We start from the raw sequence: 12992 nt of genomic DNA on the forward strand, positions 1-12992 counted from the left end.
CCGCCCTCCTCGCCCCCGGCCGCCCCCGCGCGTCCCGCGGCATCGCCGTCGCCCTCGCCGTCGGCGCCCTCCTCTCGACGGGCGCCGCGACCACCGCACTCGTCGGCGTCCACCACCAGGTGGAAGTCGCCCAGGGCGAGGAGCGCGACGGTTAGGACCTGTCAGGGGGTGCCCCGGCCGGAGGCCGGGGAGGACCAGGTCGCGTCCGTGCGGCAGTGATCGCCCCGGCCGAAGGCCGGGGGACGGTCACGGTCCGTCCGGGCGGCCGGCCAACTCCACCGTGCGCGCCGCCAGTTCACTGATGCGTACGCCGTCGAAGCCGAACACCGCGCTGCGCACCCGGTCCTCCAGCGGCTCCTTCCACTGCGCCGGGACCGCCGCGGCGCCGCACAGCACCCCGGCCACCGACCCGGCCGTCGCCCCGTTGGAGTCCGTGTCGAGGCCGCCGCGCACCGTCAGCGTCACGGTGCGGGTGAAGTCCCCGTCGCCGTACAGGAGTCCGGCCGTGATCACCGCGGCGTTCGGGACGGTGTGGATCCAGCCCAGGCCGCCCGTCTCCTCCTCCACCGTGGCGAGCGTCTCCTCCCAGGTGAGGCGGGAGTCGTGGAGCGAGATCGTGCGGCGCACGACGCGGGCCAGCCGGCTGCTCGCCGGGATCACCGCGAGCGCCGCGTCGAGGGCGGCGCGCGGCGTCGGGGCCGTGAACGCGGCGGAGATCAGGGCCGCCGCCCACATCGCTCCGTACACACCGTTGCCGGTGTGCGACAGGACCGCGTCCCGGCGGGCCAGCGAGGCGGCCCGGCGCGGCGCCCCCGGACACGTCCAGCCGAAGACGTCCGCCCTGATCAGCGCGCCGATCCACTCCTGGTAGGGGTTGTCGTACGTCGCCGTGAGCGGCGGCTTCAGACCGTTCGCCAGGTTCCGGTACGTCGCGCGCTCCGCCGTGAACGTCTGGAGGTACGGCAGCCGCAGCAGCCACACCTCCCCGACCTGCTCCGTCGTGAAGGCGAAGCCGTGGGTCTCCAGGAGGTGCAGACCGAGCACCGCGTAGTCCACGTCGTCGTCCCGGCAGCTGCCGTGGATCCGGCCGCGGACACACTGGCGCCACTCCGGGCGCAGCGCCAACTCCACGTCGTCCGAAGGGGGTTCCGGCAGGTAGTCGGTGAGCGGCAGGGCCTCGGCCTGCCGCAGGTAGCGGTCGATGCGCTCACGCGTCCACACCTCGCCCTGCTCGACCGGCTTGCCGAGCATGTTGCCCGCGATCCGGCCGAGCCAGCCGCCGAGCACCCGGTCGGCGAGGTCGTGTTCGGTGAGCTGGGGGCTCGTTGCTGTCATGTGTCCGGTCTACCCGCTTCCCTACATCAACTGTCGTCCTGGTTCCGCGACTTGGCCGCCGCCGGAGTGTGCGGGCTGGTGCGCTCGGGATCGCGTCACCGGCCCTCGCCAGCACCGCGTCCCGCGGCCAGTGCGGGGGCGCGTGGCCCCGCCGGCACCACCACGACGCACGGCACCACCACGACGCACGGCATCACCACGACGCACGGCAGCGCCACGACGCACGGCAGCGCCACGAGGACGGTCGCGCTCCGCGGCGATGCGAGGCCGCCCGTCACCAGCCGCACCGCGCGCGACCGCCGCCATGGGCACGCCCCACGTCACCACCAGCCAGGTCCGCGGGTGCGGGGCGCCCCGGCTGATCGATCATTTCCGTGCTCATGGCGCCCCACTATGGCCGGTAATAGGGGCATATTCGGGCGGGGCGCGCCGTTTCGCGGGGCGGACGGCCATGGGCAGCGGACCCCTCCTGCGGTTAAGGTCGCAGCGGCGCGACTGCCTTGACGCGAGCAAGGCCCGAACAGCAAGGGGAGCAAGGTGGCGGACGCTGCACAGGCCGCGCGGCACGTGTTGATCGCGGCGGACAAGTTCAAGGGCTCGCTCACCGCGGTGCAGGTCGCACAGCGTGTGACGGCGGGACTGCACCGGGTCGTGCCCGGGGTCACGGTCGAGTCCGTGCCGGTCGCGGACGGCGGCGACGGGACCGTCGCGGCGGCGGTCGCCGCCGGGTTCGAGCGCCATGAGGTCCGGGTCACCGGGCCGCTGGGCGAGCCGGTCACCGCCGCGTACGCGCTGCGCGAGGGCACGGCCGTCGTGGAGATGGCGGAGGCGTCCGGCCTTCAGCTGCTGCCCGAGGGCGTCTTCGCGCCGCTGACATCGACCACGTACGGGTCCGGCGAGGTCATCGCCGCCGCGCTCGACGCGGGCGCCCGCTCGATCGTCTTCGGGGTCGGCGGCAGCGCCACCACCGACGGCGGCGCGGGCATGCTCGCCGCGCTCGGCGCACGGTTCCTGGACGCGGCGGGCGCGCCGGTCGGACCCGGCGGCGGCGCCCTGGCGGCACTGGCCTCGGCCGACCTCTCCGGCCTCGACCCGCGCCTCGCCGACGTCGAGATCGTCCTCGCCAGCGACGTCGACAACCCGCTCACCGGGCCCAAGGGCGCGCCCGCGGTCTACGGTCCGCAGAAGGGTGCGAGCCCCGACGACGTCGCCGAGCTGGACGCGGCGCTCGGCCACTTCGCGAAGGTGCTGGCCGAGTCGGCCGGGCCGCAGGCCCTGGAGTACGCGGAGTCGCCCGGGGCGGGTGCCGCCGGCGGTATCGGGTACGGGGCGCTGGTCGGCCTCGGTGCGAGCTTCCGGCCCGGGATCGAGGTGATGCTCGACGTCCTCGGCTTCGCGCCGGCGCTGGCGCGGGCCACGCTCGTCATCACGGGTGAGGGGTCGCTGGACGAGCAGACGTTGCACGGCAAGGCGCCGGCCGGGGTCGCCGCGGCGGCCCGGGCGGCCGGGGTCGAGGTCGTCGCCGTCTGCGGCCGGCTCGCTCTCGATCCCGCGGCGCTCGGGCGGGCCGGGATCCGCCGTGCGTATCCTCTGACCGAGGTGGAGCCGGATGTGGCGCGCTGCATCGCGGAGGCGGGGCCGATCCTGGAGGACGTCGCTGCGCGGATCGCCGCGGATTACGTGGCCTGAACCGGTTGCGCCGCGGAGGCCGGTGGGGCTCCTCGCGCAGTTCCCCGCGCCCCTGAAGGACTGGTTGCGTGGCGGAGTGCGGGCCGGTGGGGCTTCCCGCGCAGTTCCTCGCGCCCCTGAAGGACTGGTTGCGTGGCGGAGTGCGGGCCGGTGGGGCTTCCCGCGCAGTTCCTCGCGCCCCTGAAGGTCCGGTTGTGTGGCGGAGTGCGGGTTGGTGGGGCTTCTCGCGCAGTTCCCCGCGCCCCTGGCGGTGCGCACTTCGTGCGCGACCTCCAGGGGAAAGCGCGGCGCAGCCGCAGGCTTTCAGGGGCGCGGGGAACTGCGCGACCAGCCCCCACTGGCCTGTACCCGGCGGCGCACCTGCGTGGGCCGGACGCAGTCGGCCTGTCGGGGGCGCGGGGAACTGCGCGACCAGCCCCCACTGGCCTGTACCCGGCGAGGTACCTGCATGGGCCGGACGCAGTCGGCCTGTCGGGGGCGCGGGGAACTGCGCGAGAAGCCCCCACTGGCCTGTACCCGGCGGCGCACCTGCGTGGGCCGGACGCAGTCGGCTCGTCAGGGGCGCGGGGAACTGCGCGAGAAGTTCCACCGGCCCGCACCCGGCGACGCAACCCCACCGGGCAGACGCAGTCGATCAGCCCCACCGGCCCGCGGGCGAAGAAGTGACCCGGGACCCGTTAACCCGGCGAGAGCCGGTACGCGTCCAGGGCCAGCGTCATCTCCATCAGGTCCCGAGGACGTGACAGCGACCGGGACGTGAGTTGTTCGAGGCGTCGCAGGCGGTTGAAGACCGTGTTGCGGTGGCAGTAGAGACGCCCGGCCGCCCGCCCCGCGGAACCTTCGCAGGAGAGCCACGCCTCGAGCGTCTCCAGGAGCACGGCCCGGTCGGCCGGTTCGAGGGAGAGGAGCTCGCCGAAGACGCCGGAGACCAGGCGCTGCGCCAGATCTGGCTGGCTCACCACGAGGGCCGTCGGCATCCGCCGGTCGAGCCGGACCACACCGGTCGTGTCCGGAGGACAGGTGCGCAGGGCGAGCTCGGCGAGCCGACGGGCGTGGCCGAGTTCGGCGAGGCCCGTGACGACCGGACTGAGCCCGCCGGGGCCGGGACAGCGCCCGTCGAGCAGCGCCGACACGTCGTCGAGGGTGCGGTCCGTGCCGAGCCCCACCACCCCGACCTCGCAGTCCGCCCGCATCCGCCAGACGAACCGGAACCCCGGATCCTGGATCCGCCGGTGGAACGCCTCGCGGGCGTCCCGGCGCTCCACCCGCAGCACGACCACCGCGTAAGGCCCGTGCTCGGGCAGGTCGAGCCCGGCCGCGGCGCGCGCGGCGAGCCCCGGCGTCGGACGGCCCTCCAGCAGCGCGTCGAGCAGCGCCTGCATCTGCTCGTCGGTGCGCCGCCGCAACTCCAGCTCCGTCGCCCGGTACGCCTCCGAGGCCGCCTCGGCCTGCGCGTCGACCGCCGCCCACACCATCGTCGCCGAGCGCATGAGGGCGGACAGCCGGGCCGGCTCGCCGCCCGCGCTCTCCATCAGCGCGTCCCAGACCAGATAGCCCGCGTTGCGGTACGCGTGGACCAGGAGGTCGAGGGGGAGGCCCTGACCGGCGCGGCGCCGGCCCGCGTCCTCCGCGTACGCCAGGTCCCTGCGCGGTGAGTCGCGGGGCGCCGAGATCGTCTCGATGCCGATCCGCATCGCCTCCTCGGCCTCCCGCCACTGCGCGTCGTACGACAGCACCCGCGCGTACACGTCCGAGTACGCGAACAGCTGCCGCAGATGCTCGTCGACCAGCTCGGGCACCCGGTCGAGCAGGCTGGTGCACGCCTCCTTGAGGAGCTTCCAGTCCTGCCCCGTGCGATGCCTGCGTGCGCCCATCGCCCCTCCCCAACAACCCGTAAAGCGACGGCAAAGGACTCGCCCGCCTCTGCGGAGGATGCCACCCCGCACCGCTCCCCGGCAGGCCCCTGACACGGGGTCTTGTGCGCGCGCACAACGGGGGCGGGCGGGCGCTGGGCCCACGCAGCGATTCGCGGGCCGCCCGTGGACGGGCCGCCCGCGCGGTGCTGTCGTGAGCGCCATCGACCCAGGGAAGGGACGCTGGCTGTGGCCGATGCACAAGAAGAAGGGCTCGCCGTCGACGACGTGTCGGTCGGCTACGGGCCCGTACGGGCGCTGCGCTCGGTGACGCTGGAGGTCCCGCCGGGCGCCGTCGTCGCCGTGCTCGGCGGCAACGGCGCGGGCAAGTCCACGCTGCTGCGCGCCATTTCGCGCACGCTGGGCTTCCACGGCGGGGCGGTGACGTCCGGCGAGGTGCGGTTCGGCGGGCGCCGGATCAGCGGCCTGGCCGCCGACCGCGTGGTGGCCACCGGGATCTGCCAGGTCCCGGAAGGGCGGCGGGTGTTCGCGCGGATGACCGTCGCCGACAACCTGCGCGCCGGAGCGCTCGGCGCGACCGGTTCGCGGGCCGACAAGGCCGCCGCGCTGCGCCGCGTGCACGAACTGTTCCCGGTCCTCGCCGACCGGGCGCACCAGCGGGCCGGGCTGCTGTCCGGCGGTGAGCAGCAGATGCTGGCGGTCGGCCGCGCCCTGATGGCCGCTCCCCGGCTGCTCCTGCTCGACGAACCCTCCCTGGGACTCGCCCCGTTGATGGCCGCGCGGATCGCCGACACCGTCCGCGAGATCAACGCCAGGGGCGACCGCCAGGTCTCCGTGCTCCTCGTCGAACAGAACGCGGCCCTCGCCCTGCGGCTCGCCTCGCACGCCTACGTCCTGGAGGTCGGCGAGATCACCCTGCACGGCCCGGCCGACGAACTCGCCGGGTCCGACGAGGTGCGCCGCCGCTACCTGGGCGTGGTCGACGAGACCGCCGCCGCCGACGCGACGGCCGTCGCCGCCCACGCCCCGGTGCTGCGCAAGTGGGGAGGCGACGCATGAGCGACGTACCGGCGCTGCGCGTCGAGGAGCTGACCGTACGGTTCGCCGGCCTCACCGCCCTCGACGCGATCAGTCTCACCGTCGGACCCGGCACCGTGCACGCCGTCATCGGACCCAACGGCGCCGGCAAGTCCACCTGCTTCAACGTCCTGTCCGGCGTGTACCGGGCCACCTCCGGCAGCGTCCGGCTCGGCGACACGGAACTCACCGGGCTGCCCCCGCACCGCATCGCCGGACTCGGCGTGGCCCGCATCTTCCAGAACCTCGCCCTGCCGCCGCGCACCACGGTCGCCGACAGCCTGCTGCTCGGCCGGCACCGGCTGACCCGCGCCGGGTTCGTCGCCGCCGGGCTCCGGCTGCCGTCGGCGGTGCACGAGGAGCGCCGGCACCGCGAACGGGTCAGGGAGATCGCCGAGTTCGTCGGCATCGCCGACCAACTGGCCACGCCCACCGGGGCGTTGCCCTACGGGCAGCAGAAGCTCGCCGAGCTGGCCCGCGCCCTGTGCATGGAGCCGCGGGTCCTGCTCCTCGACGAACCCGTCGCCGGGATGACCGCCGACGAACGCCGCCGCACCGCCGCCGTCATCGCGGGCGTCCGCGACAGCCTCGGCATCTCCATCGTCCTGGTGGAGCACGACATGGGAGTCGTCATGCGTCTCGCCGACGAGGTCACCGTCCTCGACTTCGGCCGCAGGATCGCCGGGGGAGCCCCGGAGCAGGTCCAGAACGATCCGGCGGTGATCCAGGCCTACCTGGGCGCCCCCGACGAGCCGGAGGCCACCGCATGAGCGACGTCTCGACCTTCCTCGAACTCCTCCTCAACGGCGTCTCGATGGGCTCCGTCTACGCCCTCATCGCCCTCGGGTTCGTGGTCATCTTCCGGGCGACCGAAGTCGTCAACTTCGCCCACGCCTCCCTGCTGCTGGCCGGCGGCTACGTCACCGCGTCGCTCCACGACGACATCGGCTTCTGGCCCGCGCTCGGCGTCGGCATCGCCGCCGCCGCGGTCGTCGGCGCCGCCGTCGAGTTCCTCGTCATGCGGCGCTACCGGGGGCACGACCACAGCGTCCTCGCCATCGTCACCATCGGCGTCGACATCCTGCTCACCACCGAACTCACCCGCCGCCTCGGCACCGACGTCCTCACCCTCGGCGACCCCTGGGGCGACGCCGTGCTCACCGTCGGCGGGGTGTCGATCGCGCACACCAGGATCGCCGCGTTCGTGGCCGCCGCCCTGCTGATCACGGCCTTCCTCCTCACCTTCCGGTACACGTCGTGGGGCGTCGCCATGCGCGCCGCCGCCGAGAGCAGCGAGACCGCCGCGCTGATGGGCGTACGCCTCGGCCGGGTGTCGCTCGGCGCCTGGGCCGTGGCGGGCGGACTCGCCGCCGTCGCCGCGCTGTTCCTCACCGTGTTCCCGACGCCCGGACTGGAACGGGCCACCTCGCTGGCCGCGCTGAAGGCCTTCCCCGCCGCCATCCTCGGCGGCCTCGACTCCACCACCGGCGCCCTCGTCGGCGGCCTGATCGTCGGCGTCACCGAGTCCCTCGCCACCGGCTACCAGAGCGAACTGGCCTTCATGGGCCGCGGGCTCGGCGACCTCGCCCCCTACCTCGTGATGACCCTGATCCTGCTGCTCAGGCCCTCCGGGCTCTTCGGCACGAAGGAGCTCGCCCGTGTCTGACGCCGTGGCCACCCAGGCCGAACCGGCCGAGTCCCGCACCGCCCCCGCCGGTTCGACGAAGACCCTCCTCACCCGCCGGCGCACGTACGTGATCACGGCCTGCGCCCTGCTGCTGCTCGCCCTGCCCTTCTACCTGGACCGCTTCTGGCTGCAGGCCGGACTGTTCGCCATGGCCGCCGCCATCGGCGCCATCGGCCTCAACCTGCTCACCGGCGCCACCGGCCAGCTCTCCATGGGCCACGCCTTCTTCCTCGCCGTCGGCGCGTACGGCTACTGCGTGTTCGCGGGGGAGCGGGGACAGGAGATCAACGGGCTCGGGCTGCCGCCCTGGCTCGCCGCCGTCCTCGCCGTGCTCGTCGCCGGGGTCGCGGGCGGCCTGTTCAGCCCCATCGCCGGACGCCTCAAGGGTGCCTACCTCGGCATCGCCACCCTCGCGCTGATCTTCATCGGGCAGCACGTCCTGTTCAACGCGGAGGACCTCACGGGCGGCGCCAACGGCCGCGACGTCCCCGCCATGAGCCTGTTCGGCCTCACCTTCGACGAGAGCGAGCTCACCGTCGCGAACGTGCCGTTCGGCTCCGCGGAGAAGCTCTGGTACCTGGGGCTCGTCCTCACCCTCGGCTGCGGACTCTTCGCCCGGGGCGTGCTGCGGGGCCGCCCGGGCCGCGCCATGAACGCCATCCGGGACCACCGGATCGCGGCCGGCGTCCTCGGCGTCCCGGTCGCCCGCTACCGCGGCGCCGTCTTCGTCCTCTCCTCGATGTACGCGGGCCTCGCCGGCGTCCTGCTCGCCCTGGTCTTCCAGCGGACGGTGCCCGACTACTTCGGCATCACGCTCTCCCTGGAGTACCTCGCCATGATCGTCATCGGCGGGCTCGGCTCCGTGGCGGGCGCCGTCGTCGGCGCCGCCTTCGTCTCGCTGCTGCCCCAGCTGCTGACCCGCTACAGCGACGCCCTGCCCCTCGTCTCGGCCCCCGGCACCGGCGGCGTCGCGCCCGGCGAGGCATCCCGCTACCTCTACGGCGCAGCCGTCGTCGCAGTGGTCCTGTTCCTACCCGGCGGACTCGTACAGCTCGCCGCCCGCCGTGCCCGGAAACACCCTCAGGAGGACGCATGACCGCCCGGAACCCCCGTAACCGCACCCGTACGCTCACGGCGACCGCCGTGGCCGCGCTGCTCGCGCTGACCGCCGCGTGCAGCTCCAAGGCCAAGGACGGGGGAGACGACGACGACAAGCAGAGCGCGGGCGGCGTCAAGACCGGCCAGGGCATCTCCGGCAAGACGATCGACCTCGGTGTCCTCACCGACATGACCGGCGTGTACGCGACCCTCGGCAAGTCCGTCACCCAGGCCCAGCAGCTGTACGTGAAGCAGATCAACGCCGACGGCGGGATCTGCGGCTACCAGCTGAAGCTCACCGTCCGCGACCACGGCTACGACCCGCAGAAGGCCGTCGCCGGCTACACCGAGCTGGCCCCGAAGGTGCTCGGCTTCACCCAGTTCATCGGCTCGCCGTTCGTCGCCGCCGTCAAGCAGCGCATCGACGGCCAGGACAAGGCCCTGGTGCTGCCGCAGGCCTGGTCGGCGCATCTGCTCGGGAGCCCGTACGTCCGCGTCATCGGATCGACGTACGACATCGAGACGATCAACGCGATCGACTTCCTGATGAAGGAGAAGGGCCTGAAGAAGGGCGACAAGCTCGGTCACGTCTACTTCGAGGGCGACTACGGCGAGAACGCGCTGCAGGGCTCGACATACATGGCGGACAAGGCCGGGCTGACCGTCGTCGAGCAGAAGATCAAGCCGACCGACAACGACATGACCGCCCAGGTCGCCGCGTTGAAGAAGGCCGGCGTCAAGGGCATCGTGATCAGCGCGGGCCCGCGCCAGGCGGCCTCCCTCGTGGGCGTCGCGGCGGCGGCGAAGCTGAACGTGCCGGTGATCGGCAACAACTCGGCCTTCGCGCCCCAGCTCCTCGCCACCCAGGCAGGACCCGCGCTGGAGAAGAACTACTGGGTCGCCTCCCCGTCGCTGCCGATCGGCGCCGACACCGCCGAGGCGAAGAAGCTCGTCGCCGACTACCGCAAGGCCTACCCGAAGGACTCCCTCGACAACGGCGTCGTCGCGGGCTGGACCGCCGCGTCGGTCTTCGGCGAGGCCCTGAAGAAGGCGTGCGAGAGCAAGGACCTGACCCGCGAGGGCGTCGACAAGGCGCTGCTCACCCTCAGCTCCTTCGACAACGGCTTCGGCGTCGACCAGGACTTCAGCGACCCCAAGGCCCCGTCCTCCCACCAGTCGGTGATCCTGCAGCCCGACAAGTCCGCCGTCGGCGGCATGAAGGTCGTCCGGCAGCCGGGCGAGGCCGAGCAGGCCGCGTCCTACACGCCGTCGGCGAGCTGAGACACGGCGAAGGGCCCCGAACCGGATGGTTCGGGGCCCTTCGTCATGCCGGGTGCCGGAGCGCTACGGGAGCTGGGCCGCCCGCGCCTCGCGCCGGTTGTCCCGGAAGTTGTTCACCCGGCGGGCCGTGGCGAACAGCGGGATCACGGCGCCGAGGACGAGCTGCAGCGCACAGCCGGTCTGGAGCAGCAGCTGGCCACCGGGGGCGTCGAACGCCCACGCGGCCAGCAGACCCATGCTCAGCACGATCCACGACAGCATCGCGACGGCGAGGCGGCCGCGCGGCTTCGGGTACTCGACGCGGCTCACCATGAGCCACGCGGTGCCGATGATCGCGAGGAGCGTCGCCACGAAGGGCAGCTCCAGGAGCACGATCGAGACCACGGTCAGCGCGCCGAACGGCGACGGCATGCCCTGGAAGGTGCCGTCCTTCACCGTCACGCACGAGAACCGCGCAAGCCGCAGCACCACCGCCAGCAGCACCACGATGGCCCCGACCGCCGCGACTCTCTGGTGCGCGTCGTCGGCGACCATGCCGTAGACGAGGACGAAGTACGCGGGCGCCAGGCCGAAGCTGATGAGGTCGGAGAGGTTGTCCAGCTCCGCGCCCATCGGCGACGACCGCAGCTTGCGGGCCACCAGACCGTCGAACAGGTCGAAGATCGCGGCGGCCAGCATCAGGATCACGGCGGTCGCGGCGGAGTGCCGCGCCATGCCCGAGTCGTTGCTGCCCTGGATGTGCGGGATCAGGATGCCGGTCGTCGTGAAGTAGACGGCCATGAAGCCGCACGTCGCGTTACCGAGCGTGAGGGTGTCCGCTATCGACAGGCGCAGTGAGAGCGGCATCTCCTCCGCGTCGTCCGCCTCGTCCGTCTCGGGCACCCAGCCCGCTTGCGTCTCCGGATCAGTCACGGTCAATGCGAGTCACCCCAGCCACCGTCTTCTGGCCCACCTCGACATCGACCTCGACTCCCTCGGGGAGGTAGATGTCGACGCGCGAGCCGAACCGGATCAGACCGATGCGCTCGCCCTGCTCCACCTTCGTGCCCTGGGGGATGTACGGCACGATGCGGCGGGCGACGGCTCCGGCGATCTGGATCATCTCGATGTCACCGAGCTCGGTCTCGAAGTGCCAGACCACGCGCTCGTTGTTCTCGCTCTCCTTGTTGAACGCCGGCACGAAGCCGCCCGGGATGTGCTCGACGGACGTCACGGTGCCCGCGAGGGGGGCGCGGTTCACGTGGACGTTCAGCGGGCTCATGAAGATCGCGACGCGGGTGCGTCCGTCCTTCCACGGCATGATGCTCTGCACCACGCCGTCGGCCGGGGAGATGACCCGGCCCGGGGCGATCTCGCGCTCGGGGTCGCGGAAGAACCACAGCATGCCGGCCGCCAGAGCGGTGGTCGGGACGGCGAGTGCTGCTGCCTTCTTGGAACGGCGCGAGCGCGCCAGGCTGAGGGCAGCCGTGGCGACGGTCGGGAGAAGCCACGGCGATGCTCCGCGCGCAAGGCGACCACCGAGGAAGCCGTCGCGTGGTGCAGAGGTTTGGCTGTGGGGCATGGATGACCTTCGTAGCGGATGAGGCCGCGCTGGATACGGGGGGACGGCGGCTTTTCCGGGGATGCTATCGGTTGCGAGCCACAACTGGGCAAGCCAGGAAGCCGAGTCGACGGCCGAAGAGTGTTGACGGGGTGTGATCTTCCTTGCGAAGAAAACACCCCGTAACAGGACATCTCGCCCAGGCTCAGCCCTGGAAGCGATACTCCTCGAGGAGTCGACGACCAATGATCATTTTCTGGATTTCGGCGGTACCTTCACCGATCAGCAGCATCGGCGCCTCACGGTACAGACGCTCGATCTCGTACTCCTTCGAGAACCCGTAACCACCGTGAATCCGGAACGCGTCCTCCACGACTTCTTTGCAGTATTCGGAGGCCAGGTACTTGGCCATTCCCGCTTCGAGGTCGTTTCGTTCCCCGGAGTCCTTTTTGCGTGCTGCATTCACCATCATCGCATGGGCGGCCTCGACCTTGGTAGCCATCTCGGCCAGCTTGAACTGGATCGCCTGGTGCTGGGCGATCGGCTTGCCGAAAGTGTGACGTTGCTGGGCGTACGAGACACCCAGCTCAAATGCACGCTGTGCGACGCCACAGCCACGCGCCGCCACATTCACGCGCCCGACTTCGACGCCGTCCATCATTTGGTAAAACCCTCGGCCGGTCTCGCCGCCGAGTACACGATTGGCCGGAATGCGCAGGTCGTCCATCACCAGTTCCGTGGTGTCGACGCCCTTGTACCCCATCTTGTCGATCTTCCCGGGGATGGTGAGGCCGGGACGGACCTCGCCGAAGCCGGGTTCCTTCTCCACGAGGAAGGTCGTCATCGACTTGTGCGGGGCGGTGCCCTCGGGGTGGCCTTCGTCACTTCGCGTGAGAACCGCCACAAGCGTTGACGTGCCGCCGTTCGTCAGCCACATCTTCTGACCGTTCAGGACGTACTCGTCGCCGTCCTTGACCGCCTTCGACGTGATCGCCGACACATCGGAGCCGAGCGCCGGCTCGGACATCGAGAACGCGCCGCGCACCTCGCCGAGCGCCATCCGCGGAAGGAAGTACTCCCTCTGCTCCTGCGTCCCGTGCTGCTTGAGCATGTAGGCCACGATGAAGTGGGTGTTGATGATGCCGGAGACCGACATCCAGCCACGCGCTATCTCCTCCACGCACAGCGCGTAGGTGAGCAGCGACTCGCCGAGCCCCCCGTACTCCTCGGGGATCATCAGCCCGAACAGACCCAACTCCTTGAGCCCGTCGACGATCGCCTGCGGATACTCGTCGCGGTGCTCCAGCTCGGTGGCGACCGGGATGATCTCCTTGTCCACGAAGTCGCGGACGGTGGACAGGATTTCCTGCTGGACGTCGGTGAGACCGGCGGTCCGGGCGAGTCGCGCCAT

The 12992-nt window shown here is 71.9% G+C and carries 11 protein-coding genes; 6 read left to right on the forward strand and 5 right to left on the reverse strand.

Annotated elements, in window-relative coordinates; all coding sequences use genetic code 11:
- Positions 1 to 246: 246 nt before the first annotated feature.
- Positions 247 to 1335 carry an ADP-ribosylglycohydrolase family protein gene (locus RBJ77_RS59195; RefSeq protein ID WP_372352490.1) on the reverse strand — a complete coding sequence of 363 codons (1089 nt, stop codon included), beginning with the start codon at positions 1333 to 1335 and terminating at the stop codon, positions 247 to 249.
- A 537-nt stretch (positions 1336 to 1872) separates the two neighbouring features.
- Between RBJ77_RS59195 and RBJ77_RS59200 the strand changes: the two genes are divergently transcribed.
- Positions 1873 to 3024, forward strand: coding sequence for a glycerate kinase (locus RBJ77_RS59200; RefSeq protein ID WP_372352491.1), 1152 nt, complete (start codon positions 1873 to 1875; stop codon positions 3022 to 3024).
- Positions 3025 to 3701: 677 nt separating this feature from the next.
- Here the strand turns inward: RBJ77_RS59200 and RBJ77_RS59205 are convergent.
- Complete coding sequence (locus RBJ77_RS59205; RefSeq protein ID WP_372352492.1) at positions 3702 to 4898, reverse strand: PucR family transcriptional regulator; 1197 nt, start codon at positions 4896 to 4898, stop codon at positions 3702 to 3704.
- Between the two features lie 228 nt (positions 4899 to 5126).
- Between RBJ77_RS59205 and RBJ77_RS59210 the strand changes: the two genes are divergently transcribed.
- Genes RBJ77_RS59210 through RBJ77_RS59230 form a run of 5 tightly spaced genes read left to right on the forward strand, consistent with a single transcriptional unit; the run spans position 5127 to position 10041 of the window.
- On the forward strand, positions 5127 to 5957 hold the full coding sequence (locus RBJ77_RS59210) for an ABC transporter ATP-binding protein (protein WP_372352493.1): 831 nt from the start codon (positions 5127 to 5129) through the stop codon (positions 5955 to 5957).
- Positions 5954 to 6745 (forward strand): ABC transporter ATP-binding protein, encoded by a 792-nt coding sequence (locus RBJ77_RS59215; RefSeq protein ID WP_372352494.1) that lies wholly within the window; start codon positions 5954 to 5956, stop codon positions 6743 to 6745. The genes RBJ77_RS59210 and RBJ77_RS59215 overlap by 4 nt, the downstream gene beginning before the upstream one ends.
- Positions 6742 to 7641 (forward strand): branched-chain amino acid ABC transporter permease, encoded by a 900-nt coding sequence (locus RBJ77_RS59220; protein WP_255976896.1) that lies wholly within the window; start codon positions 6742 to 6744, stop codon positions 7639 to 7641. Before RBJ77_RS59215 ends, RBJ77_RS59220 begins: the two co-directional genes overlap by 4 nt.
- The gene (locus RBJ77_RS59225; protein ID WP_372352495.1) at positions 7634 to 8758 is read left to right on the forward strand and encodes a branched-chain amino acid ABC transporter permease; all 1125 of its coding nucleotides are present in this window, start codon (positions 7634 to 7636) and stop codon (positions 8756 to 8758) included. Before RBJ77_RS59220 ends, RBJ77_RS59225 begins: the two co-directional genes overlap by 8 nt.
- Complete coding sequence (locus RBJ77_RS59230; protein ID WP_372352496.1) at positions 8755 to 10041, forward strand: ABC transporter substrate-binding protein; 1287 nt, start codon at positions 8755 to 8757, stop codon at positions 10039 to 10041. Before RBJ77_RS59225 ends, RBJ77_RS59230 begins: the two co-directional genes overlap by 4 nt.
- A gap of 63 nt (positions 10042 to 10104) precedes the next feature.
- On the opposite strand, the gene pssA is transcribed toward RBJ77_RS59230, so the two are convergent.
- The 3 genes from pssA to RBJ77_RS59245 all read right to left on the reverse strand — a co-directional run bounded on the left by pssA (position 10105) and on the right by RBJ77_RS59245 (position 12992).
- Positions 10105 to 10923 carry a CDP-diacylglycerol--serine O-phosphatidyltransferase gene (pssA, locus tag RBJ77_RS59235; protein WP_255976924.1) on the reverse strand — a complete coding sequence of 273 codons (819 nt, stop codon included), beginning with the start codon at positions 10921 to 10923 and terminating at the stop codon, positions 10105 to 10107.
- Between the two features lie 22 nt (positions 10924 to 10945).
- Positions 10946 to 11602: a phosphatidylserine decarboxylase gene (locus RBJ77_RS59240; protein ID WP_255976899.1), complete on the reverse strand. Its 657-nt coding sequence runs from the start codon at positions 11600 to 11602 to the stop codon at positions 10946 to 10948.
- A gap of 184 nt (positions 11603 to 11786) precedes the next feature.
- Positions 11787 to 12992: an acyl-CoA dehydrogenase family protein gene (locus RBJ77_RS59245; RefSeq protein ID WP_372352497.1), complete on the reverse strand. Its 1206-nt coding sequence runs from the start codon at positions 12990 to 12992 to the stop codon at positions 11787 to 11789.

Origin of the sequence: Streptomyces sp. KL116D (assembly GCF_030766975.1) — a bacterium.
Lineage (GTDB): Bacteria > Actinomycetota > Actinomycetes > Streptomycetales > Streptomycetaceae > Streptomyces > Streptomyces longispororuber_A.